At 41.1% G+C, this 20963-nt stretch carries 14 protein-coding genes and 6 pseudogenes; 8 read left to right on the forward strand and 12 right to left on the reverse strand.

All coding sequences use genetic code 11. The annotated features are described in order from the left end of the window. Positions 1–6: 6 nt before the first annotated feature. Both tsaE and C427_RS01660 read right to left on the reverse strand, forming a co-directional pair. Positions 7–498: a tRNA (adenosine(37)-N6)-threonylcarbamoyltransferase complex ATPase subunit type 1 TsaE gene (gene tsaE, locus C427_RS01655; protein ID WP_007643967.1), complete on the reverse strand. Its 492-nt coding sequence runs from the start codon at positions 496–498 to the stop codon at positions 7–9. Next, positions 495–2048 (reverse strand): bifunctional ADP-dependent NAD(P)H-hydrate dehydratase/NAD(P)H-hydrate epimerase, encoded by a 1554-nt coding sequence (locus C427_RS01660; RefSeq protein ID WP_007643966.1) that lies wholly within the window; start codon positions 2046–2048, stop codon positions 495–497. Before C427_RS01660 ends, tsaE begins: the two co-directional genes overlap by 4 nt. Here C427_RS01660 and queG point away from each other — a divergent pair. Next, positions 2042–3188, forward strand: a pseudogene (gene queG / locus C427_RS01665) (tRNA epoxyqueuosine(34) reductase QueG). The gene C427_RS01660 and the pseudogene queG overlap by 7 nt on opposite strands. A 247-nt stretch (positions 3189–3435) precedes the next feature. On the opposite strand, the gene C427_RS26890 reads toward queG, so the two are convergent. The 3 genes from C427_RS26890 to C427_RS01680 all read right to left on the reverse strand — a co-directional run bounded on the left by C427_RS26890 (position 3436) and on the right by C427_RS01680 (position 5050). After that, the gene (locus C427_RS26890) at positions 3436–3627 is read right to left on the reverse strand and encodes a hypothetical protein (protein ID WP_236613735.1); all 192 of its coding nucleotides are present in this window, start codon (positions 3625–3627) and stop codon (positions 3436–3438) included. A gap of 84 nt (positions 3628–3711) precedes the next feature. After that, the gene (locus C427_RS01675) at positions 3712–4425 is read right to left on the reverse strand and encodes a tRNA1(Val) (adenine(37)-N6)-methyltransferase (RefSeq protein WP_226991314.1); all 714 of its coding nucleotides are present in this window, start codon (positions 4423–4425) and stop codon (positions 3712–3714) included. Position 4426: 1 nt separating this feature from the next. Further along, on the reverse strand, positions 4427–5050 hold the full coding sequence (locus C427_RS01680; RefSeq protein ID WP_007643961.1) for an NAD(P)H-binding protein: 624 nt from the start codon (positions 5048–5050) through the stop codon (positions 4427–4429). 381 nt (positions 5051–5431) lie between these two features. Between C427_RS01680 and C427_RS23875 the strand changes: the two are divergent. Next, a pseudogene (locus tag C427_RS23875) lies at positions 5432–5671 on the forward strand (DPP IV N-terminal domain-containing protein); the annotation flags it as partial. A gap of 126 nt (positions 5672–5797) precedes the next feature. Next, positions 5798–6016, forward strand: a complete 219-nt coding sequence (locus tag C427_RS23880; protein WP_015430308.1) for a hypothetical protein — start codon at positions 5798–5800, stop codon at positions 6014–6016. Between the two features lie 130 nt (positions 6017–6146). Here C427_RS23880 and C427_RS01690 read toward each other — a convergent pair. Beyond that, positions 6147–6919, reverse strand: a pseudogene (locus C427_RS01690) (IS982 family transposase). A gap of 108 nt (positions 6920–7027) precedes the next feature. Then, positions 7028–8000, reverse strand: a pseudogene (locus C427_RS25625) (IS630 family transposase). Positions 8001–8121: 121 nt separating this feature from the next. Here C427_RS25625 and C427_RS25630 point away from each other — a divergent pair. Next, a pseudogene (locus tag C427_RS25630) lies at positions 8122–8410 on the forward strand (prolyl oligopeptidase family serine peptidase); the annotation flags it as partial. A 183-nt stretch (positions 8411–8593) separates the two neighbouring features. Here C427_RS25630 and C427_RS01705 read toward each other — a convergent pair. Further along, positions 8594–9711 (reverse strand): annotated as a pseudogene (locus C427_RS01705) (IS256 family transposase); the annotation flags it as partial. A 204-nt stretch (positions 9712–9915) separates the two neighbouring features. Here C427_RS01705 and C427_RS01710 point away from each other — a divergent pair. Continuing rightward, positions 9916–10572, forward strand: coding sequence for a DsbA family oxidoreductase (locus C427_RS01710; protein ID WP_007642850.1), 657 nt, complete (start codon positions 9916–9918; stop codon positions 10570–10572). 179 nt (positions 10573–10751) lie between these two features. Here C427_RS01710 and C427_RS01715 read toward each other — a convergent pair whose 3' ends face one another. Next, positions 10752–12920 (reverse strand): M3 family metallopeptidase, encoded by a 2169-nt coding sequence (locus tag C427_RS01715; RefSeq protein ID WP_007642853.1) that lies wholly within the window; start codon positions 12918–12920, stop codon positions 10752–10754. A gap of 231 nt (positions 12921–13151) precedes the next feature. Here C427_RS01715 and C427_RS01720 point away from each other — a divergent pair, with 231 nt between their 5' ends. Continuing rightward, positions 13152–13721, forward strand: a complete 570-nt coding sequence (locus C427_RS01720; RefSeq protein WP_015430312.1) for a hypothetical protein — start codon at positions 13152–13154, stop codon at positions 13719–13721. A gap of 18 nt (positions 13722–13739) precedes the next feature. On the opposite strand, the gene C427_RS01725 is transcribed toward C427_RS01720, so the two are convergent. From C427_RS01725 to thpR, 3 genes are all read right to left on the reverse strand, one after another. After that, entirely contained in the window at positions 13740–14342 is a 603-nt protein-coding gene (locus tag C427_RS01725; RefSeq protein ID WP_007642861.1) for a histidine phosphatase family protein, read from the reverse strand. Continuing rightward, positions 14342–15196 (reverse strand): formyltetrahydrofolate deformylase, encoded by an 855-nt coding sequence (gene purU, locus C427_RS01730; protein WP_007642862.1) that lies wholly within the window; start codon positions 15194–15196, stop codon positions 14342–14344. Before purU ends, C427_RS01725 begins: the two co-directional genes overlap by 1 nt. Positions 15197–15340: 144 nt before the next feature. Further along, on the reverse strand, positions 15341–15880 hold the full coding sequence (thpR, locus tag C427_RS01735; protein ID WP_007642864.1) for an RNA 2',3'-cyclic phosphodiesterase: 540 nt from the start codon (positions 15878–15880) through the stop codon (positions 15341–15343). A gap of 78 nt (positions 15881–15958) precedes the next feature. Here thpR and hrpB point away from each other — a divergent pair, with 78 nt between their 5' ends. Continuing rightward, a complete protein-coding gene (gene hrpB / locus C427_RS01740; RefSeq protein ID WP_015430313.1) occupies positions 15959–18409 on the forward strand; it encodes an ATP-dependent helicase HrpB in 2451 nt (816 codons plus the stop codon). Positions 18410–18433: 24 nt separating this feature from the next. After that, positions 18434–20803: a penicillin-binding protein 1B gene (mrcB, locus tag C427_RS01745; RefSeq protein WP_007642870.1), complete on the forward strand. Its 2370-nt coding sequence runs from the start codon at positions 18434–18436 to the stop codon at positions 20801–20803. The last annotated feature ends 160 nt before the right edge of the window (positions 20804–20963 follow it).

A 20963-nucleotide genomic window follows, 5' to 3' on the forward strand; every position in this document is an offset into this window, starting at 1 on the left:
ATTTTTCTAGTTTAATTGCTGAAGTAAATTCAAGCCCTTTGCCGATTTTGCCTGCATTGATAATGTGCGTCCTGTTTGCGTGTACTCAATACTAATGTGTAAATCGGCTGATGCCAAGAGGCCAGCACCTCTGTCTGGCCATTCAATCAAACAAATACAATCAGAATCGAAATAATCACGAATGCCCATAAACTCTAATTCTTCAGGATCAGACAAACGATATAGGTCAAAGTGAAACACACGCCAGTCTCCTATCTCATAGGGTTCAACCAATGTATAGGTAGGGCTTTTGACATTACCAATATGCCCTAGTCCTTGAATAAAACCTCGGCTAAAAGTGGTTTTACCTGCGCCTAAATCGCCTTCAAGATAAATCACCATACCTTGATGACAATTCTGAGCAAGTTTTCTTGCCAAAGCAACAGTGGCCTCTTCATCTGCTAACTCATAATTAGTTCGGGGTAAATCAGCGGTAGGGTTAATTAAAGAAATGCTCATAATCCGTTAACAATGGCTCGTAAAGGTTGCAGTAAGTCTGAAGCAATCATACCACGTTGACCATATTGTATTGCAACTCTGTCTCCTGCTTCAGCATGAGCACATACCCCATATACCGCTGCTTTTTGTGAGGTGAATCCTTGCGCCAAAAAAGCACCAACAACACCGGTTAGCAAATCGCCCATACCTGCGGTTGCCATACCGGGGTTGCCACCTTTGCATACAAAGCATCCACGCACTTGATGTAACTCTTGCATTTGGATAATAGTGCCTGCGCCTTTTAAAACACAAACGGATTGATATTTTTGTGCGATGTGTTGACTAGATAGGTACCTATCACTCTCAATTTTAGCAATATTGCAGTTCAATAATCGACTCGCTTCTCCTGGATGGGGTGTTAATACTAGTGCCGGTAAACGTGCCAAAGTATTCTGCACAGCTGCTTTATCTTTCATAGCTGCTAACAAATTTAGGCCATCAGCATCAATGACCAGTGGCTTTGGATGGTGTTTTAGGTACTCAAATAAACTCGAAAACTGCTGATGTGCCCAATTATCTTGACCTAACCCTGGTCCTACAACGATGCAGCTACACCAATCTAACGCGGCCTCAAGCTCCTTGTGGGTCAGCATTATTTCTGGACGACCAGCAGAGATACTGATGCTACTAGACTCATGGCAATAGACTTTTACTAAACCTACGCCACACCGCAAAGCTGCTTCGGCACTGAGTCGAATTGCCCCAGCCATACCTTGGTTACCGCCTATGCACAGTAATTTCCCAAAAGAACCTTTGTGACCATGCACGGGCCTAGATTGCAATGATTGTAACATTGACCAGTCGACTAATTGTGCTCTACTGCGCGCGATGTCGAAAAACTCTTTGCCTACCCCTAAATCAGCAAAAATTAGCTTGCCACAGAATTCTTTTCCAATACCGCTAACCAGTCCCGGTTTGGTTGCGATAAATGTAATCGTCACATCGGCATCGATACATAGAGGCAGAGCTTGCCCTGTGTTAGCAAACATCCCTGATGGTAAATCAATGCTTAAAACAGGTATGTTTGCTCGATTGATTTGTTGTATAACGGCTTGAAATGCTGGTTTGACTTCGCCAGTTACTCCCGTGCCTAACAATGCATCCACCACCACATCAAATTGCGTATAATCCAGCTCAGCAAACTGCTGTGTTTCTCCACCCTGCTGCTGCCATTCTAGTTGTGCTTGTTTTGCATCACCTATTAATTCTCTCTCAGGTTTCTCACATATGACCACAACATTGATACCTTGCTGTTTGGCAAGTTTAGCCAACACATAACCATCACCTGCATTATTGCCGTTACCAGCAACCACTATAATATTCATTGCATTAGGCCATGCTTGCTTTAATGCTTTAAATGCAGCTTCGCCTGCTCGTTGCATTAATTCAAACATAGAACATCCAGCAATCTGGGCTGCCTTGGGCTCAATCGTTCTGACTTGTTCTGAACTCACAATTTTATGTGCTAGTATCAGTTCTGCTTGCTCGGTTAACAGGTTTGTCAATGTCATCTCTGAACACTTATGAATTGTTGTCTTTGGCTAAAAATATCAAGGCTTGGGGCAAAGTGCTAGGTTTTCAGCAAGTGGGCATTTGTGATGTTAACCTAGAGCAGCACGAATCCCACTTACAATCGTGGTTGGATAAAGGCTATGCCGGTGAAATGAACTACATGGTAGAGCACGGTATGAAGAGAGCTCGACCGGCTGAGTTAATGCCCGGTACGATGCGCGTTATCAGTGTAAGAATGGATTACCTGCCTCCCAATGCGAAATTTGCTCATACCCTCAAAAACAAAAAGCAAGCTTACATAAGTCGTTATGCCCTTGGCCGTGACTATCACAAGCTGTTGCGTAGTCGTCTGAAAAAGCTTGGCGAAAAAATTAAAACTGAATGTGAACAACTCAATTTTCGGCCTTTTGTTGATTCAGCCCCAGTACTTGAACACGCTATTGCTGAAAAAGCAGGTATCGGTTGGACAGGTAAGCATTCACTTACTATCAATAAAGAAGCGGGTTCTTGGTTTTTTTTAGGCGAGTTATTTGTTGATATAGCTTTGCCTGTCGATCAGCCCGTAGAAGAAAACTGCGGTAGTTGCAAAGCCTGCATAACCATCTGCCCCACCCAAGCAATAGTAGAACCCTATGTGGTGGACGCTAGGCGCTGTATTTCATACCTGACCATAGAACAAAAAGGTGCTATTCCAGAACAGTATCGCGCTTTAATTGGCAACCGTGTCTATGGCTGTGATGATTGTCAACTTATTTGTCCGTGGAACCGCTACGCTAATATCACCGCTGAAGCCGATTTTCACCCTAGGCAAAAATTGATGAGCCAAGAACTTATCGACTTATTTGCTTGGGATGAATCAACCTTCCTGAAAAATACCGAAGGTTCGGCCATAAGACGTATTGGTTTTGAGCGCTGGCAACGTAATTTAGCCGTGGGATTAGGTAATGCGCCATACTCGCTCGAAATCGTTAGCACTTTGCAATCCGCATTGAGTCACACAACCGATTTAGTCAAAGAACATATTCAATGGGCATTGAAGCAACACAAAAATAAAGCAACTAATGAAGAAAAAAATAGATAGCCGCTTAACCCAAAGGTTAGTCCGCAGCATTGAAAAGGGTTTGGTTAGGGACGCTTAGTTCAGGATACGTAATCAGGAAGGATTATATTAGTATAAATATCCAGCTCAGTTATGCCTAAACGTAATTTCTTACAATTCTGCACACTGCTCTATCAGAGGCAGAAAGTTGTATATTTGACACAATATGGTCAGCAGGGTAACCATATAAACCAAAACGATTACCACGACTATGATTGATAATCAGCGCAAAATTGGGATGGGAATCAATATCTCCTCGAAAAGGATCTAAAATAGGTATCTTATATCTAGCAAAATGCAAAAAACCTAATCTGTCTGCCGTTTTTAAATACAACTTTATCAAATATCGGTTTTTCAATGATCGCATAAATAGCAAACTTGGGGATTTGCACGGGCACACCCTGCCATACCATTTCTACTACTTGCAGTTTCTCAGCAAGTGATGATATTGACTTAGGTAATTCAAATGTTTTCATCATTTTTCCCTGAGATTTACTGTCTTTTATTAAAAGACAAATGCTAGAAGTTATATATTAAAAGATAGAGAATAAGTTCAAATATTGTCAAAAGTTTAAGTAATAATCTTTGCAAAGCGCAATATAGTCTTCGGAATAGCTACTTAGATGATTGTAAATACTAAGTTTTGTGCTGATTTTGGTTTCTTTTTTTCGACTAAACTCGAGTAAAAGTCGCGTCACATCTGATTGTGGGTTTGGTCTCACATGAAGTTCCTGAATACAATACAACCCTACCGATTCTGCATCCACTATGAATATCTTAGCGGTGTCAAATGGCAGTACACAGCAAAATTTACCGCTAGAAGATAGGTGCTTGGTTACTTCTTTTAAAAGTGTTGGGTGATTTAACTCTACTGTTTGCCGAGCATTAATTCGACTTTTGGTTGAATGAGTTTTATTGGCGCTGAGATTTATTGAAAAATAGGGAGGGTTGCTGACAATTAAATCATAAGCGGTAGTAGTTGAAAATTGTTGTAAACTTGAATTTTTAAATGTTAATTGAAGTGCCCACGGACAGTTTTTAGCATTACTTTTAGCTTGTGCAATCGCGCCAACGTCGATATCAATACCGTCTATCAAACAATTATGTTGTGCTTTTTGAGCCAACATAATGGCTAACAATCCACTGCCGCTACCAACATCTAAAATATGCTGAGCGCTTTTAGTTTGTACCCAACTACCCAACATAATACTGTCGGTACCTACCTTCATAGCGCATGCGTCATGTTCGATAGTGAATCTTTTAAATTTAAATCCCACGTTAGAACACTTGTAAACGGATCATCTGAGCCGCCACATCGGCAGCCTGAACGGGTTTATATTTTATTAACCTGCCATGCAACAATGGTGATAAAAATGGACTTAATGCACTCGCAAGCTTCTCGGCAGGCCGCATTTCCTTTCGCTCTCCCAATAACAAGGATGGCCTGACTGCTGAGGCGTTATTCAAACCTGACATGCCAATAATGGCATTCTCTAATTCACCTTTTACACGTAAGTAAAAATTATTACTTTTAGCACTGGCGCCGACTGAAGAAATCCAAACAAAACTTCCGGCACGTTGTGCTCTAGCTAGTTGAGCTGCGACATGGACATATTCAAAATCTACTTTTCTAAATGCACTCTTGCTGCCGGCTTTTTTGATTGTGGTGCCTAAACACACGTAAATATGCTGACAACCAAAGTAACCTTGATAATCCTCTAAGCTTTCAAAATCGACAACTATAGGCTCTATCTTATTGATGTTTCCAGAAAAAAAATCTTTTGATAATGGTTTACGTACCAAACACGTGATGGTTTGATATCTGTGGTCTCGGCAGAGCTGCTCGACCAATGTTTTACCAACCAAACCTGTCCCACCTAAAACTAAAGCCGTTTTCAACATCTATTACCTGCGATTTTGCCTGTAGGTGAGAAATCCCTACAATACGATTAAAGGGATTGCCCATAAAATGATAATGCATCTTATCCAATAAAGATCAGAACAAACAGTAACGGGACAAATTAGAATAAATAAGCTTACCGGGTTTTATTAAGCGTTTAGGCTGCATGGTCTGCAAATACAGCAGCCAACAGTCACTCTGGAACGGCCCTCAGTATTGAACGAGTTTTCGAGTCTCCAAGCTTACAAGGGCCAGCAAAAAAGAACTACAAGTATCTCCTGATAGGAAATGTGTGACGTTTTTGCAGGGTAAAAAGGATGCAAGACAGTTCAGTCCTGAGCTATCAAATACAAAATCGTAACCAGTAACATTTAGCGCTTAAGGCATTTAATCTATCGGACAACAGCCAAACTACGCTAGTGGAAGAAAAAAGTGATACTTTGGTCAACTTAAATGAAGATTTACATTTCTTAGACGATCAACAGCACTTTATTTGGGCATCAGAAAAAGATGGCTACAAATATCTGTATCTGCACAAAAATAATGGCGAATTGAAGCGCCAGCTTACAAAAGGAAATTGGGTAGTAGATAAAATAGAAGCTATCGATCAAAAAACGCATTAGTTTGCTGGGCGCGCAGATACTCCTACTCAACGCCTTTTATACAAGGTTGGGTTAGCTGGTGGGCCAGTCACTAAGATAAGCCAGTGCAATGGTTTTCATTAAATTTTTTTTAGTGATGATACCAGTGTGTATGTTGATAGTTTTTCTACCATCAACATCCTTCAACAAGTCAGCTTACAAAAGGCCGATGGTGAGCAGTTAACTTGGTTAAGTAAAAATGCAGTAACCAAGAATCATCCACTTAAGGCTTATCAAGCCAACTGGGTTAAACCGACTATCTCTAGTTTCAGTTTAGATGATGACTCTGAACTCTATTATCGCCTTTATAAACCTTACAATATCTAAGGTAAACCCCCTGTCATTGTTTACCAATATGGCGGTTCAGGTTTGGAAGTGGTTAAAAACAGTTGGGGCGGCAATCGTGGCTTACTCATTCAGTATTGGGCAAGTAAAGGTTATGTAACCTGAGATCTGCTTAAGCAATAATCATAGAGTTCAGCTCTACGCCAGTTAAATTGAGGCTTAGCTTATTTTCTTTTAAACAATAAGCGACCAATCCCGCGAGTAATTCAGCATAAAGCCGTTCATACTCCGATGCCTTGAGTGTTCGATATAAGAAATATTCTTAAGTTGGTCGTTTATTGTTTCAATTATATAGCGCCTTGAAAGCATGGCCTTATCCCACAACGATATAGCTCTTGCTTTCATATTTTTGCGAACGGTTGTGATGAGACTTACACCTTTGTCTAATAAATCCGCTTCCAAATCTTTACTCAAATAGCCTTTGTCTCCATACAATTTATCAGTCAAACCTTCTGATAATTCACGTACGGGTTGAGTGTCATGTACATTGGCGGTTGTGACTTTCGCAGCAACAATTTCACCGTGATGATTGACGACTAAGTGGAGCTTAAAACCATAAAACCAACCCATAGTACCTTTAACTCGTTGAGCGATACCGTCGAAGGTTTTATGTCTAGGCATGACCGCTAGAAATCGTGTGTAACTCAATAAATTTGGAAACGCATTTTTGTAGACAAGAGATACATACCCAAGAGAGTAGTTTTTGAAATCACGGTAATGTGACATATGAAAACTGACGACAATCGTCATGATTTCATATGTGGTCATTTGCCCTTCTCTTTGACGTTTTTGCGTACCGTCTTCAAGCAGTTGTTTACACCATTGAGGTATAAATACTTTGCAAAAATAATCGACATCACAAAACAACTCAACAAATTTACTCATGCCTGTTCCTTTTTAGATTCATCTCTTTTAGTCGAAAGTTCGGATCTTGGAACAGGCATTTAGTTCAATTTATTAAACAGGATTCAGGTTAAATAATACCAATCCGCATTAAGTTTTTCCCACTTCAATCCAGTCCCGTGTGCACATTTTTGTCACGCGTAGTGTATCGCTTACAAAGTCATTCCAAGCGAGCGTGCAGGCATCAACAATATCCTCATAGCCGCTGAAACAGCGATTAGCTAAATGATGCTGGCGTAGCCAACTCCATACTTGTTCTATTGGGTTTAGCTCTGGGGAGTACGGGGGCAATTTGATGATATTCACATTTTTAAACCCTTCGACTAATGAAGCTTGATGCCATCCCGCCCCATCCATTATCACCACTGCGTATCTACCGTGTTTTGTTTTGGCTGAAATCTGTTCTAGGTGCTGTGTCATAATACATTTATCAACATGAGGTACTATTAATGCTTCTGTTTCACCTGTCGCAGGGCACACTGCACCAAACAAGTATGCATTGCTGCTGCCTAACGGCTCTAGGTCGACGACCTTTCAATGACCATAGGCGCGTGTGGTGGTATTCTGCGGGCCTATTCTCGCTTCATCCTGAAACCAAAAATCGACTCTATCTAGCGAAATATGTCCGGGGATCAATCTGATTGTTTCAATTTGAAGTTTTTTTAAAGTCTTCTTGGGCTTCTTCAGATTGCTTAGGATGTTTTGAGCGACTTGTCGTCCAAGTGATGTTCAATGACTTGAGTAATTTATAAATCGAGTTTTGATGATAGTTGACTGAAAAAGTCTGTTGAATATAGTTTTGTAGCATCTCACCGTTTAGACGCCCGCCACTCGTAGACTAACTTTGTTTCTCGATGTAATCGAGTAGCTCGGCTTTTTGCTGGGAGGACAATAGAGAAGGTCTTCCCGATGGTTTTTTACTTTCAAAGGCGCTAATACCACCTTTCAAATAGTTGGCAACCCATTCATTAACCATCCTTCGACTAACGTTCAACGTTCTGGCTACGGAAGCTTTATTTTTACCTGCCTTAAAATGCGCTATGGCTAATAAACGCATGCGCATTCGATGCTCTTTAACCTTGTTAGAAAGCGCTTTTAATTGCTGTTCAGTATGATGATTCAAAAGAATTACAACGTGATTATATGATAGACATATTAGATCACATATTTAGACGCATTGGTATAATTACACCGAGAGGTTTATGAAACATCCCAAGGCTGATGCAGACGCTTAAGTATTTCCTTATGCTAAAGATCTCAAAGGTGATTTACTGTTTTACCACGGCATAGTTGACGACAATGTATTGTTTACTAATAGCATCAAGTTATACAAACATTTACAAGAGTTAGGTATTCTATTCGAAAGCATGGATTTCCCAGCAAAAATACACAGTATTCCGTGGTGAAAATACCGGCATTCACTTATATAAAACCATTATCAAGTTCTTCGATAAACATTTTGGTATGGACTAGGGGTCAGTTACTAATGGCTAGTAGATAGTCACTAGTAACAACTAAAAGAGTTTGAACCACAGAGGACACAGAGAACACAGAGGAAAAGCAGATAAAAAAGAAAGGTATTATTGGGCTAAGGAGCTAGAACTGACTGGCTCAATGTGGAGCCTGTAACAGATTCTGTGTAACTGCCATTATTTAAGATGTTTCGGTGATGGCTAAGTACACCATTTTCTTAGCTGGATCGTCGCTTGGAAATATCTTTCGTTTCTTAAGTGCCTTGCAGATAACGCTGTTGAGAGACTCAATGGCGTTGGTTGTATATATCGCTTTTCGGATGTCCGCAGGATAATTAAAGATAGTATTTAAGTTCTGCCAGTGTGTTCGCCATGACTTACTAATCTGCGGATATTGCTCGTCCCAGGTGTCGCTAAAACGCTCTAGTTCAAGTAAGGCTTCTTCCTCTGTACTTGAACGATACACACGCTTTAAATCAGTCGTCACAGCCTTGTAGTCTTTCCAAAAAACGTATTTAAGTGAGTTACGCACCATGTGCACGATACACAGTTGCACATTGGTTTGTGGAAACACTGCATTAATCGCGTCAGGAAAGCCTTTGAGGCCATCTACGCAGGCAATTAGGATGTCTTCTACACCCCGATGTTGCAGCTCCGTCAGCACACTCAACCAGGACTTAGCGCCTTCGTTCTCGGCTACCCACATGCCCATTAGCTTTTTGTGGCCTTCGATATTAATACCAAGCGCAAGGAAGATGGATTTATTGATAACACGCTTATTTTGGCGAATTTTCACCACAAGACAATCGAGATAAATAATCGGATAAATGGGGTCGAGCGGTCGTGATTGCCATTCAACGACTTTGTCGATGACGGCGTTCGTCACTCTTGATATAAGCGTGGGTGAGATGTCTGCCCCGAACTATTCATCAAAGGCTTGTACGATTTCACGTGTGCTCATGCCTTGCGCATATAGCCAAAGGATTTTTTCATCCATGGACGTAAATCGAGACTGATTCTTTTTGACCAATTTAGGCTCAAAAGAGCCATCACGATAACGTGGTGTGTCGAGGTCGAACTCACCATCTTCCGTTTTTATCCGTTTAGACGTCCTGCCGTTACGACTATTCTTTACTACTGACTTAGCATGCTTCTGGTAGCCTCAATGCTCTTCCATCTCAGCGTTTAATGTAGCCTCAACGGTTATTTTCTTAGCATTCGGCTGAAATCATTTAAGTCTTCTGGGGTTTTAATGCCTTTGGCCGCTTCTTTAGCGAAAGCTTCAAGTTCTTTTCTGTTCATTTGCATCTGCCTATCCTTAACTCTCAATAGAGTAATTTATGATAAGCAGTTACACAAAATTCGTTACAGCATCCTACATTTCTCTTTTGAATTAACTTCTGCCTCGCAGTACCTCTGGAATGCTTTATCAATTGGCCTTGACTATCACTTCTAGTTCCCCCAGATCTATTTATAACATCAACTCTTACCTAAAATGATGACATTATGTATCAACACCTAAAAATCGACATCGTATCCGACGTATCTTGCCCTTGGTGTATCATCGGCTATCAAGCATTGAACCAAGCTTTAGCCAATTTAGCCCCAGATATCCAAGCCAAGATTACTTGGCAACCTTTTGAACTCAATCCTCAGATGCCCAAAGAAGGACAGGACATTACTGAACACATTACGCAAAAATATGGCATTACTGAGGAGCAGAGTGAGCAAAACCGTGCGGCTATTAAAGAGCGGGGGTTGTCTGTGGGTTATGAATTTGGCAATCGTGGTGGCGGTCGAATTTATAATACTTTTGATGCGCACCGTTTATTACATTGGGCCCATGAGTTAGGCAAACAAACTGAGTTAAAACTAGCGCTATTTGATTTGTATTTTCAGCAAAATGGTAATCCTAGTGATTATCAGCAGTTATTATCTGTTGTTGAAAGTCTTGGATTAGATGTGGCTGAGGCGAAACAAATATTGGAATCAGATAAGTACACCGCTGATGTGAGAAAGCAGCAACAATTTTATCAATCCGCTGGTGTGAGTTCGGTGCCTGCTGTAATCGTGAATGATAAACACTTGATCAGTGGTGGACAGCCAACTGAGGTATTTGAAAAAGCGTTAAAGCAAATTGCAGATGAGAGCATTACTGTCTAGTTTGAATGCGATATAACCATCGCTATTTCGTCTATGGTCGCGATCTTTACCTAACTGTCAGATGTTGGCAATCAATGCCTGAAAAATTGATATATGGACTCCGGTTTGTAAAAGCGGGCTGCTTATTACGATCACCTCGTTAGAGGTGGGAGTCCATATTTTTCATCTTGACTGTATGGTTACTGAGTGACTGGGAAGCCCCTATCTCGCATCAGTGCTTCAACTTTAGCATCACGTCCGCGGAATAAACGATAAGCTTCAGCTGGATCCATTGCATTACGAATAGAAAACAAGTGATCAACTAGTTTTTTACTCACATCTTTGTCGTAGAAACCACCAGGGGCTTCAACAAAGGCTTCTGCTGCGTCAGAAGTGAGTACTTCAGCCCACATGTAGCCATAATACCCAGAGGAATATCCTTCACTAGAAAATACGTGGCCAAACTGTGTACTGCGATGACGCATAACCACTTCGTCTGGCATGCCCAGAGCGGTTAATTGTTCTTTTTCAAAGGCTTGGGGATCGATTTTGGCAGGATCAGTGGTGTGGTATAACAAGTCCATAATGGCCGAGGCCAAATATTCAGTGGTCTTAAAACCTTCATTAAAGGTGGCAGCTTTTTTGATTTTAGCTACTAATTCAGCTGGGATAGGTTTGCCCGTTTTGTAATGTACCAAATAGTTATTAATCACTTCGTCTGTGGTTAACCAACGCTCTAGTAATTGAGATTGAAATTCAGTGTAATCTCGCACCCCAGAATGTGAAGTGGGATAAGCAACGGTGGCAGATAAAAAGTGTAAGGCATGACCAAACTCGTGGAAGTAAGTTTCTGCATCACTCCAAGATATCAATGTAGGTTCGCCATCGGCTCCTTTTACAAAATTGGAATTGTTAGAGGAAAGCACCGTCTTTTTACCATCAAATGTAGTATGGCTGCGATAGGTGGTGGCCCAAGCGCCCGAGCGCTTTCCTTTGCGGCCAAATGGGTCGAGATACCACAAACCAATATGTTCACCGGAGGTCTTGTCTGTGACTTCCCACACTTTAACATCTTCATGGAATACCGGTACTGAACCTTCTGGTACAGGTGTAAAATCAAAGTTAAATAATCGACCTGCAACATAGAACATCGCTTCGCGTAACTTATCTAATTGTAGGTATTGTTTCACTTCATCAGAATCAAGAGAATATTTGTCTTTGCGGACTTTTTCGGCGTAATAGCGATAGTCCCAAGGCGCTATTTTAATTTTAGCCCCTTGTGTATCTGCTATCGCCTGCATATCTGCCACTTCTTCATTCACACGTGCAATGGCTGCTGGCCAAACTTTTTTCATCAAGTCCATGGCATTTTCTGGGTTTTTTGCCATTCTGTCTTCTAAGCGCCACTGCGAGTAATTGTCGTAACCTAGCAGTGCAACACGTTCATCCCGTAAAGTAAGAATTTTTTTGATGAGATGGTTATTATCAAATTCAACACCATTATTGGCTCGGCTGTAATAGGTTTTCCATACCTTCTCTCTCAGTTCCCGCTTGTTAGAGTAAGTTAAAAATGGATCCATAGATGATCGAGAGTTGGTAATGGCATATTGCCCTTCTTTACCTAGACCTTTTGCTGCGCTCGCAGCAGCCGAGATCAGTGATTCTGAAAGGCCCGACAACTGGTCGTCATTTAGAAATAACACATAGTTTTCTTCGTCAGCTAATATGTTATTAGCAAATTGGGTCTGTAAACCGGCTACTTCTTGGTTAATTGCTGCATACCTCGCTTTGGCTTCACCTATTAGTGTTGCGCCGTTGCGAGCAAAACTATTATAGGTAAGCCATGTGACTCGCTGTTCTTCGCTGCTTAAGTCTTTTAAGTCCTCACTTTGGTAAACTGCTTTCACTTTAGCAAATAGTTTTTCATTACCTGTGATGCTTGAATTGAATGCAGAAATTTTGGGTACCATTTCTTTTTGGATCTCACGAAACTCAGGGCTATTATTATTTGAGCTCCATATTCCCCAATAACTAAACACTCTGCTTAAAGCGCTACCGGCCTTTTCTAATGCCACTACGGTGTTTTGAAAATTCGCAGGCTGTGGATTGTCGACTATGGCATCGATTTCAGCCAGATTGAGAGCCATACTCTCTTCTAATGCGGGTTCAAGGTCTGCTAACGCCATCTTGTCAAAGGCAGGTGTACCACCATAAGGACCTACATATTTTGCTATTAATGGATTTTGTTGTTGTATATTTGCTTCGGATTCGGGGGTAGTTGTTTGAGTTTTAGTAGGGGGATTTTCGCTACATGCACTTAACGCAACTATCACCGCACTACTTAATAGCGCTGCTAGTTTTATTTTCATAATTTCCTGCCAGATATTTATTATAATTTTGATTTAGTTCGCCAGCATTTATTTGACGACACAGAAGTGTAATGTTCTGGTTACAAAGTTCAAGTGAGTATGCGCTCAATCTTCGATATTTTGAGGTGGCTTAGGTATAAAATAATATACTAATTTGGTGTTAGGTATGCGGCAATTATACGAAGATTGGTTAAGGTATATTCATGTTGATGCCCAAGTTGAGTGCCTGACATGAAATCAGTTCTACTAGCCACATTTTTAATGGTATCCAGCCATTGTTCTGCTAGTTCAGATACGCTGGCAATAACCTTGAGTTGCTTGCAAACTTGGGCTCCACAAAACGTTGAATTTAAAATGGTAAAGTCAGCAATCAAATTTAGTGGTTGTAAGCAAAAAGAATACTTAGCTGCTTTGAACCAACCTTTAACTGAAAATTTTCTGCTTGAAATGGGTTTTGGTTATGCCAAAGGCGCACATTATTGGGGTATGTTTAATCAAGAAATCTCCGTTAAAGAATTTTCTTTTATTCCTAGGTATCAATTTGGCCATGATATTAGCATTGGGTTCGGTGTGATTGCCCAATCACAAACTGAGTTTAAAACCAGCCAAGGATTTGAATTTAATTTACCTAAAAACACAGAGTGGCTGCTCAATACACGTACGGATGGTTTTGCTAATAATCATTATTGGGAATGGACCGCTTCAAGCCAAAAATGGAGCGCTTCAAATGACCTAGGAGGGCTGTTAGAAAACGGCGCTACAAATAATAAGATTGGCTTAAGTTACAATGGGTATTTTTAAAACATGGAAACCACAGATTTAAACCGCACCCCCTGCCGTACTTTCCTTATTCAAATGCCGTGCATCGCAGAATCGTAATATTGTTTTTTTATCTGTTCCATTTACTTGAGTAATACATGTATTTTGAAAGTCTGACAGTGGTGACATAGCGTCATCAACGATCAAGTGTTGCTTAATCAGTTCACGCAGTACTAAGCCATGAGTCATAACAACTAGACTCCCTTGCATGTTCTTATAGGTCTCCAAAACAAATTTCCACACAAGATTAACTCGCTCTATAAACTGGTGCTGGGTTTCACCGTTGGGTGGGGCATAACTTTCATCAAAAATGTCAGCATCAATATCTGCATAAGCCTTGCCCCGTAAATCGCCAAAACTTCTTTCCCTAAGCAACGGTTGTAGGCTAAACGAAGATTGTTGTATTGCATGAAGGGGGGCTGCTGTTTGTTGGGTGCGTATATAGTCACTGCAGATTATATTCTCTACAGAAATATCCTGAAACGCCTGAGCAAGTTGCTTGGCTTGTTGGTGTCCCAGATTTGAAAGAGGGGTATCAGGCGTTTGTAGAATTCTATCTCTGTTGCCGTTTGTTTGGCCGTGGCGGATCAGATAGATAGACATCAAGCAAATACCACTGTTTTGCTCTTGTGAATAATCACACGATCTTCTAGATGGTAACGCACACCATTAGCTAATGCGGTTTTTTCACAGTTTTTACCTTTACGCACCATGTCGGCTGACGTATCGCTATGGCTAATACGCATAACTTCTTGTTCGATAATTGGGCCTTCATCTAAATCGCTAGTCACATAATGGCAGGTGGCTCCGATTAACTTAACGCCACGGTTATAAGCTTGCAAATAAGGTTTAGCACCGGCAAAAGAAGGTAAAAAGCTGTGATGAATATTAATTGCTTTGCCCGCTAACTTCTTGCAAAGGTGATCGGGGATAATCTGCATAAATCTAGCAAGAACGGTTAAATCAGCTTGATAGGCTTCTATGAGTTTCTCTACCTCAGCAAAGGCCTTTTCTTTTGGTTGGTCTTTAAAATCTACCCAGTGAAAGGGAATATTGTGCCAGTCTGCAAATTGTTTCATTTGCGGATGATTAGAAATAATACAAGGAATATCGCAGTGTAATTCACCACTGTGCCAGCGGTGTAAAATATCCATTAAGCAATGAGATTCGTGGCTTGCCAACATCACTACTTTTTGTTTTTTGTGTGAATCAGCAATTTTCCAATGCATTTGAAATTTTTCAGCAATAGGCTCAAAAGATTGCTTTATGTTTTGCAAACTCATACTCATTGATTCGGCTTTGATCTCGTGGCGCATAAAAAATCGCCCCGTTTGCTGATCAGTATGATGGTTAGCCTCGACGATAGTGGCATTTTGTTGAGCCAAAAACTGACTTACTGCTGCGACTAACCCTATTTGATCTGGGCAATCAATGACTAACCTAAACGTTTGTTGCATAACTCATAAAACCTTGATTTACATTACTGCTCATTGTTACCCGCTAAAGCCAATGGGGTAAAGAACAAAAATGGCTATATCAGAATAAACCCAATATTTGCCAGTTGTATGTTAGCTCAGTCAGCATGAAGTAAGCGCTCAAACTCAGACTGTTCTAAAGGCAAACAATTTAGCCAATGGCCATGTATGCCTAATATGATAAGACACGCCTTTGTTACCTGATACTGATTCGTATAGATGAAACTCCGCGTTTCGCCAGGTAAATGCTGGTTCGATTAAAGCTGCTGGTGGGTTCACCGAGCACTTTCTGGCAAGAGTAAGGTGTGCAATATAATCTTGTTTAGGTAGTTGCAAACCTATTGAATTAGCTATTTGAGACAGATTCTTTACAAGTTGTAGATGTTCTTTTTGAGTTTCTTTGCAGCCCAACCAAAGGGCTTTTGGTTTTGACCAATAACCTACTTGGTTAAGCGAAATATCAAAAGTGTGTATCTCAGAAATATGCTCGACGGCCTCACATAATGCGTCAAGCTGTTTAGGGGAAACCTGGCCTAAAAATGCTAACGTGACATGAAAATTAGCAGCAGGTACTGGTGCATTAAAGTGAGGGAAGGCTTTATTACGCCAAGCCTGTATCGCTAACTTAGTGTTAACGTCGGGTGATAAACCAAAAAATGCCCGCATACTGTCACCCCTTATGTTTGTTATAATATTATGTAGATACTCTACGCAACATTTTATTTAAACCCAAAGAGATTTTATTTGTTACCTGTTCAACATATTTTAGCTGCGCTACATAAACAACTAATTAACGGTGATGCCATAGTTGTGGCTCCCCCCGGTGCGGGAAAGTCTACGTGTTTGCCTTTGTCCCTACTTAAATTAGATGCGTTTAAAGATAAAAAAATCATTCTATTACAACCAAGGCGTATCGCTGTTAGAAATATTGCCGCATATTTAGCCAGCCAATTAGGTGAGTCTGTTGGACAAACGGTAGGTTATCGCATAAGAGGTGAGGTGAAGGTAAGCGCTAACACACGCTTGGAAATAGTTACTGAAGGTATTCTAACCCGAATGTTACAAAATCAACCTGATTTACCTGATGTAGGTTTAGTGATTTTTGATGAATTTCATGAACGCAGTGTACACGCCGATTTTTCACTGGCACTGTGTATTGAAGTGCAACAAACACTTCGAGACGATTTACGTTTATTAGTGATGTCGGCTACGCTTGATGTTGCAGCGCTAATAGAATTGTTACCCGCAGCTAAATTGTTAGAGTCTAAGGGTAAAAGTTATCCAGTTGATATTATTTATCAGCCCGACAATTCAAAGCTACCTCTGTTTGAAAAAATCAGTCGGCTGGTTATCCAGGTTTTTCCTAATCATCAGCATGACTGTTTGGTGTTTTTACCCGGTGCTTTTGAGATTAACAAAGCCGCAGAGCGTTTGAGCCAGCATTTCGCAGATGAAGTTGAGGTCTTTAAATTATTCTCTGAATTATCTAAAAGTGAACAGCAGCGCGCATTGTTACCCCACCCAGCAGGCAAACGAAAAATTGTCTTAGCGACCAATATTGCTGAAACCAGTTTAACCATAGAAGGCATTGAATTTGTCATCGACAGTGGTGTTGAGAAAAAAGCTATTTTTCAACTGAATCGCGGTATTAACCACCTGCAAAGCCAAAAAATATCCCAAGCATCGGCTACTCAGAGGGCCGGAAGAGCAGGGCGACTTGCCGCCGGCAGTTGTTATAGGCTCTGGAGTAAAGAGCAGCACGGTAGGTTAGCTCAACAAATTATGCCCGAGATCATGCATAGTGATATGAGTAGTTTTATTTTGGAAAGTGCAGTTTGGGGGGCAGAGGTTAAGGCGCTTGCGTTGCAAGACCATCCCAGTGATGCGCAACTATCTCAAGGCTTTGCACTTTTAAGCCAGCTTGAATTATTTGATAACAACAATAAATTGACTGCTTTAGGGCGCAAAGCACATGGTTTAGGTTGCCACCCCAGTCTCGCTGTTATGTTAGTGAAAAGTAAGCAGTTGAGCCCAGAACATTTGAGTATGGCCTGTGCTATAGCGGCATTAATAGAAAACAAAGACCCCATGGGCAGACACGCTAGTGGGGCTAGCTTATCTGCCCGATTACATTTTGTTCTACAGCAAAAAAATCATGTTATTTGGCAAGCAATTCGCCAATGGCATGCAAAACTGGCGTCTAGACTTTTGGCTTGGCCAATCGAGGATACAGCTGTGTTAATAGGTTTTGCTTACCCGCAATGGTTGGCAAAACAGAGAAAAGATGAACGATATCAGCTGGTAAATGGAAGTGGTGCGATATTGTATCAAGATGATGCGTTAACCATACAACCTTGGTTAGCTGTCGCCAATATGCAAACTAACGATCGACAACAAGACAATGCCCAAATCCGTTATGCGGAGTCGTTAACGCTGTTGCAGCTTGAACAACATTTTGATTATTTGATTGAAAAAAATGAGCGAGTTGACTGGGATCCTCAAAACCAAAGAATAGTATCAGAACTTCAAAAAACTTTAGGCAAGATAGTTATCCATAAACAACCCATCAAACGGCCTTCTGAAAAGCATATTTTGAGTATTTGGCAAGATGTAATACATGACAAAGGTATAACAAATCTTCCTTTCAATGACGAAGTGCAGCAACTTATTTATCGTGTTCAATTTGCGGCGAGTTTTTCTGGTGCAATAGCATTTCCAGATTTCACTGAATCAGGATTACTCACATCCATTGATAGTTGGCTGATGCCCTACTTACGGGATACATTGACTTGGCAACAATTTTCTCAATGTGATTTTCTTCAACAACTGCTAAATGAATTGGATTACGCACAGCAACAATATTTGGACAAACAGTTTCCTAAAAGATTAGCGTTACCTAGTGGCACGAGTGCGCAGTTGACTTATAGCGCCGACAAAACTGTGATGTTATCAGTACGTATGACTGAACTATATGGCTTGAAGCTTCACCCAACGGTTGCACAACAACAAATTCCTATTATTGTTGAGTTACTTTCTCCTGCAGGCCGACCCATACAAACTACCCAAGATCTGCCGAGATTTTGGCAAGGAAGTTACAAAGAAGTACAAAAAGATATGAAAGGCCGTTATCCTCGCCATTTCTGGCCAGATGATCCGGCGAATGCACAAGCCACAACGCGCACAAAAAAAGGATGAACAGTAAACCATGAGCAGTAAATCATGAGTAAAATCCCCGCAGGCAAACCTAAAGCTGCAGCGGTAAAAACAAAATCAACCACCAACGCATCGAAGGTGTCGAGATGGATACTGTTTAACCCTTTTAGCTGGTTTTGGCGACATTGGGGCAAGTTACTGTCTATTTTTATCCTAGTGATTGCAGCTTATACCGTGTATCTCGATGCACAAATTAGCGCAAAATTTGCCGGCAATAAGTGGCAAGTCCCAGCCCAAATCTATGCCCGTCCGATGTTTTTGAGTCTAAAACAAGAAATAAGCATCAAAGAGATTGAAGAAGAATTACAACTCTTGGGGTATAGAAGAGTGACCCGTGCTGATAGTTCAGGCGAATACCAATTATTGAGAAACAGTATTCGTATCCAACGTCGTAAATTTGATTTCTCTCATGGCACAGAAGATTTACGTAACATTGAAATAAGTTTCAAAGATGCGCGCATCAGTCAAATACAAGATCTCAATAGTCGTCAAAGTATCAATAATATCTACCTCGAACCATGGCTTGTCACTCGCTTGGTCAGCAGCGGTCGGGAAGATCGTATGTTGGTACAAATCAACGATGTCCCGCCTATTTTGACTCAGGCATTAGTCGCAGTGGAAGATCAAAATTTTTATCAGCACTTTGGTGTGGCGCCGCTTTCTATCTTGCGGGCTCTAATGGCCAATATTTCGGCGGGACGGACCGTTCAAGGCGGCAGTACCCTCACTCAGCAGTTGGTGAAAAACCTGTTTTTAACCCGCGAAAAATCGTTGGTACGTAAAGCTAAAGAAGCCATGATGGCGCTGATCATAGAAGTCAGATACAACAAAGATGTGATTCTCGAGGCCTATTTAAACGAAGTGTTTTTGGGGCAAAACGGTGATACGGGTGTGTATGGGTTTGGTTTAGCCAGTTATTTTTATTATGATCGCCCCTTAAATGAACTGAGGATTGACGAAATTGCCACATTGGTAGGCATTATCAAAGGCCCTTCATATTACAATCCTCGTAAATACACAGAGCGAGCCCTAAAAAGGCGCAATATAGTGTTGCGTTCGATGTTTGAAAGTAATCAATTGTCACCCAATGAATATCAAGATTTAGTTACGCTGCCCATTAAACTAGCTAGCGGCGCGAGTTTGAAGAAGGGTAAACATCCGGCTTTTATGGATCAAGTACGACGTGAACTACGTTTGGTATTGGATAATCCAGATATTCGCCAATCGGGTTTAAAAGTGTTTACGACTTTAGACTCAAACGCACAGATGAAGGCCGAGCGTGCAGTCTCTGAGGGAGTGGCAACACAGGAAAAACGTATAGGCAATAGCGGATTTGAGGCAGCCATGATAGTGACCGATATTGATTCTGGGGAAATTCGTTCCATTGTAGGTGGGCGCAATGTTGATTACGCAGGTTTTAATAGGGCGCTTGATGCCAAACGCTCTATTGGTTCATTGATTAAACCGGCTATTTATCTTACTGCCCTAGAGCAGGCTGCAGACTATAATTTAGCCACACATTTAATAGATGAACCCATAAAGCTAAAAAGCACCTATGGAAAAATGTGGGAGCCACAAAATTCAGATAAAAAATTCCGAGGTGAAGTGCCCTTGTTGACTGCTTTGAGTCGGTCGCTGAACGTACCCACTGTCTCGTTAGGTATGGATTTAGGGTTAGGCAATATTGCTGATACTATCTGGCGCTTAGGGGTAGAAGAAGAACTCGACTTGTATCCTGCACTTACCTTGGGAGCGGTAAATTTTTCGCCGCTGCAAGTGAACCAAATGTATCAAACTATCGCTAATAATGGCCGCTACATCCCATTACATTCTATTACTGCGATTATGTCTGCAGATGATCATTTATTATGGCACTTTGATGTTGTCGAAGAACAACGAGTAGATGAACAAGCGACTTACTTACTTAATTATGCACTCCACAAAGTGACACTGGAAGGTACAGCAAAAGACGTTCGAGCAAAATTTCCTGATATTAATATGGCTGGAAAAACCGGTACTACCGATGATTATCGCGATAGCTGGTTTAGTGGTTTTGACAAAAATATTCTGGTGACCAGTTGGATCGGCAAAGATAACAACCAACCGGTTAATTTAAGTGGTGCCAGTGGCGCTATGCAATTATTTATTGCTTATCAGCAACAACAAGAGCCTAAGTCATTGGTGAGGCGTTTCCCCGATGGTCTGGGTATTGCTCATTTTGACAATGCAACAGGTCACTTAAGCAAAGCAGGATGTGCTGACACCTTTAGTGTGCCAGCCATCACCTCAGCATTACCCCCAGTGCCTAGTAAATGTTTTGGCAAATCTACTGTGCCAGATAAACCCAAAAGTTTGTGGGAAAAAATATTTGGTTAGCCGTTGTTATATGTAGTGTGGAGTGGTGAATTGTATACACGTTTATTAAGCATTATTTGCTGATTAAAAAGTGCAATACACTGCTCCAACATTCTGTTTTATGGTAATTATCTATTATATAACTTACCGCGTTTACCTCTTAAGGTGTCTCCAGCAATAT

Origin of the sequence: Paraglaciecola psychrophila 170 (assembly GCF_000347635.1) — a bacterium.
GTDB lineage: Bacteria > Pseudomonadota > Gammaproteobacteria > Enterobacterales > Alteromonadaceae > Paraglaciecola > Paraglaciecola psychrophila.

Excerpts from the sequence above, each read along its gene's own strand:
- tsaE (WP_007643967.1), bottom strand. The coding sequence starts at position 498 with ATGAGCATTTCTTTAATTAACCCTACCGCTGATTTACCCCGAACTAAT.
- C427_RS01660 (WP_007643966.1), bottom strand. The coding sequence starts at position 2,048 with ATGACATTGACAAACCTGTTAACCGAGCAAGCAGAACTGATACTAGCA.
- C427_RS26890 (WP_236613735.1), bottom strand. The coding sequence starts at position 3,627 with ATGATGAAAACATTTGAATTACCTAAGTCAATATCATCACTTGCTGAG.
- C427_RS01680 (WP_007643961.1), bottom strand. The coding sequence starts at position 5,050 with ATGTTGAAAACGGCTTTAGTTTTAGGTGGGACAGGTTTGGTTGGTAAA.
- C427_RS01710 (WP_007642850.1), top strand. The coding sequence starts at position 9,916 with ATGTATCAACACCTAAAAATCGACATCGTATCCGACGTATCTTGCCCT.
- C427_RS01715 (WP_007642853.1), bottom strand. The coding sequence starts at position 12,920 with ATGAAAATAAAACTAGCAGCGCTATTAAGTAGTGCGGTGATAGTTGCG.
- C427_RS01720 (WP_015430312.1), top strand. The coding sequence starts at position 13,152 with ATGAAATCAGTTCTACTAGCCACATTTTTAATGGTATCCAGCCATTGT.
- C427_RS01725 (WP_007642861.1), bottom strand. The coding sequence starts at position 14,342 with ATGTCTATCTATCTGATCCGCCACGGCCAAACAAACGGCAACAGAGAT.
- purU (WP_007642862.1), bottom strand. The coding sequence starts at position 15,196 with ATGCAACAAACGTTTAGGTTAGTCATTGATTGCCCAGATCAAATAGGG.
- thpR (WP_007642864.1), bottom strand. The coding sequence starts at position 15,880 with ATGCGGGCATTTTTTGGTTTATCACCCGACGTTAACACTAAGTTAGCG.
- mrcB (WP_007642870.1), top strand. The coding sequence starts at position 18,434 with ATGAGTAAAATCCCCGCAGGCAAACCTAAAGCTGCAGCGGTAAAAACA.